Genomic DNA, 2,925 nt, shown 5'->3' with positions numbered 1-2,925 from the left:
TTACCAGCCAGCAAGCGATATATCAATGACTATGTGCAGTATGTAAAATCAGATTTTTTAGCTGGGCTTGGCTTTGGTGCGACACAGCAGTTAGGAGAAACTACGGGTATCTATATGGGCTATTCTGTTGATACGGGAAGAAATGTGTACCTGCAACCGTCCCTTGCCAGTCAAGGTGTAAAAGGTACAGTTACCAACGCTTTAGCGTCTGCTTTTGTCGGTTCGCTTGGCGGTGGGAAATCGTTCTGTAACAATCTTCTGGTATATTATGCGGTGCTGTTTGGCGGTCAAGCACTTCTGTTAGACCCTAAAAGTGAGCGTGGTAACTGGAAAGAAACGCTCCCAGAGATTGCACATGAAATCAATATCGTAAATCTTACCAGCGATAAGGACAATGCAGGGCTTCTTGACCCGTTTGTGATTATGAAGAATGTAAAAGACGCTGAAAGTCTGGCAATCGACATCTTAACATTCCTTACGGGTATTTCTTCAAGGGACGGCGAAAAATTCCCCGTACTTCGTAAGGCAGTACGCTCCGTTACCCAGAGCGACAGTCGGGGCTTGCTCCATGTGATAGACGAGCTACGCCGTGAAGATACGCCCATATCAAGAAATATCGCAGACCATATCGACAGCTTCACGGACTACGACTTTGCACACCTGCTGTTTTCAGACGGTACGGTAGAAAATGCTATCAGTCTGGATAATCAGCTCAATATCATTCAAGTAGCCGACCTTGTACTGCCAGATAAAGATACCACTTTTGAAGAATACACGACCATTGAATTGTTGTCTGTGTCTATGCTGATTGTGATTAGTACCTTTGCCCTTGATTTTATCCATTCGGACAGAAGCATTTTTAAGATTGTCGATTTAGACGAAGCGTGGGCGTTCTTAAATGTGGCACAAGGAGAAACCTTATCAAATAAGCTGGTTCGTGCTGGGCGAGCTATGCAGGCAGGCGTTTATTTCGTTACCCAGTCTGCCTATGACGTGTCAAAGGAAAGTCTGAAAAACAATATCGGCTTAAAGTTTGCATTTAGAAGCACGGATATAAACGAGATAAAGCAGACCTTAGAGTTTTTCGGTATCGACAAGGACGATGAGAACAACCAGAAACGCTTGCGTGATTTGGAGAACGGACAATGCTTATTGCAGGACTTATACGGGCGTGTCGGTGTGGTGCAGATACACCCAGTCTTTGAAGAACTGCTACACGCCTTTGATACCAGACCGCCCGTACAGAGAAATGAGGTGGAGTGATGAAAGAAAGGATAAAAGGTGTGTTCACAAAAAAGAAGATTTTCCACTTTCTCAAAATGGCTCTGTTCGTGGTGGCACTCTCCCTTATCCTGCTTTCACTTTTGGGGACGGTGGCTCATGCGACGGGGCTTGTAGACGATACCATAAACGCAGAAAATCTTTATTCAAAATATCCCCTTTCCAACTACCAGCTTGATTTTTTCGTCGATAATAGCTGGTCGTGGCTTCCGTGGAACTGGCTCGACGGTATCGGAAAATCGGTACAATACGGGCTGTACTGCATTACCAACTTTGTCTGGACTATCAGTTTGTATTTGAGTAATGCAACGGGCTATGTGGTGCAGGAAGCCTATAAGCTGGACTTCATCAATGATATGGCAGACAGTATCGGAAAGAGCATACAGACCCTTGCAGGCGTTACCGAGAACGGCTTTTCTTCTACGGGCTTCTATGTTGGTTTCCTGCTTCTCATTATCTTAGTGGTGGGAATGTACGTTGCTTATACGGGACTGATAAAACGGGAAACCAGCAAAGCACTTCACGCTGTTATCAACTTTGTGGTGGTGTTCGTGCTGTCCGCTTCATTTATTGCTTATGCTCCCGACTATATCAAGAAGATAAATGAATTTTCATCAGACATCAGTACCGCTTCTTTGGATTTGGGAACAAAAATCATGCTCCCTAACTCCGACAGCGAGGGTAAGGACAGCGTGGACTTGATACGGGACAGCCTATTTTCTATTCAAGTGGAACAGCCGTGGCTCTTGCTTCAATTCGGGAACAGCAACGCAGAAGAAATCGGGACAGACCGTGTAGAAGCTCTCGTATCGGCAAGTCCAGAGGACGAGGACGGGAAAACCAGAGAGGAAGTCGTGAAAACAGAAATCGAGGACAACGACAATAACAATCTGACAATACCGCAGGTCGTGAACCGTTTGGGTATGGTGTTCTTCCTCTTGTTCTTTAACTTGGGTATCACGATATTTGTATTCTTGCTTACGGGCATGATGTTGTTCAGCCAGATACTTTTTATTATCTTTGCAATGTTTTTACCTATCAGTTTTTTACTTTCCATGATACCGAGCTATGAAAGCATGGCAAAGCAGGCAATCGTGAGAGTATTTAATACCATAATGACACGGGCAGGAATAACGCTCATTGTAACGGTGGCATTTAGTATTTCCAGTATGTTTTACAACATTTCCACAGACTACCCATTCTTTATGGTGGCGTTCTTGCAGATAGTATGTTTCGCTGGTATCTACATGAAGCTGGGCGACTTAATGAGTATGTTCTCACTTAATGCTGGCGACAGTCAAAGCATGGGACGACGCATATTCCGCAGACCGTATCTGTTTATGCGACATCGGGCTAGGCGTATGGAACACCGTATTGCAAGGGCGGTAAGTGCTGGCGGTATTTCGGGCGGTGTAGCTGGTGCGGTGGCTGGAAGTGCCGTTGCTGGCAAGAGAGCCGAAAGAAAAAATACGGCTTCTAAAGAAAATCGGGGCAATACCACTTCCAGCATGGGACAGCGTGCAGGTTCAAAAGTCGGTGCTGTTTTAGATACGAAAAATAAAGTGAAAGACAAGGCAAACGCTGTCAAAGAGAATATCAAGGATATGCCGACACAGACCGCTTATGCGGTGTATTCCGCAAAGG

The 2,925-nt window shown here is 45.2% G+C and carries 2 protein-coding genes; both read left to right on the top strand.

All coding sequences use genetic code 11. The features are described from left to right. Positions 1 to 1,263, top strand: a 1,263-nt coding sequence (locus WKT11_RS19600; protein ID WP_340285747.1) for an ATP-binding protein, incomplete at its 5' end; no start/stop codon positions are given. Beyond that, the coding region (locus WKT11_RS19595; RefSeq protein ID WP_340285744.1) for a CD3337/EF1877 family mobilome membrane protein at positions 1,263 to 2,925 on the top strand (1,663 nt) is incomplete at its 3' end. The genes WKT11_RS19600 and WKT11_RS19595, both read left to right, overlap by 1 nt.

This window comes from Blautia sp. HCN-1074, from assembly GCF_037890165.1.
In the GTDB taxonomy this organism is placed as follows: domain Bacteria; phylum Bacillota; class Clostridia; order Lachnospirales; family Lachnospiraceae; genus Blautia_A.
The sequence above is the reverse complement of the archived record's forward strand: the minus strand, read 5'-3'. Positions and strand labels throughout refer to the sequence as shown.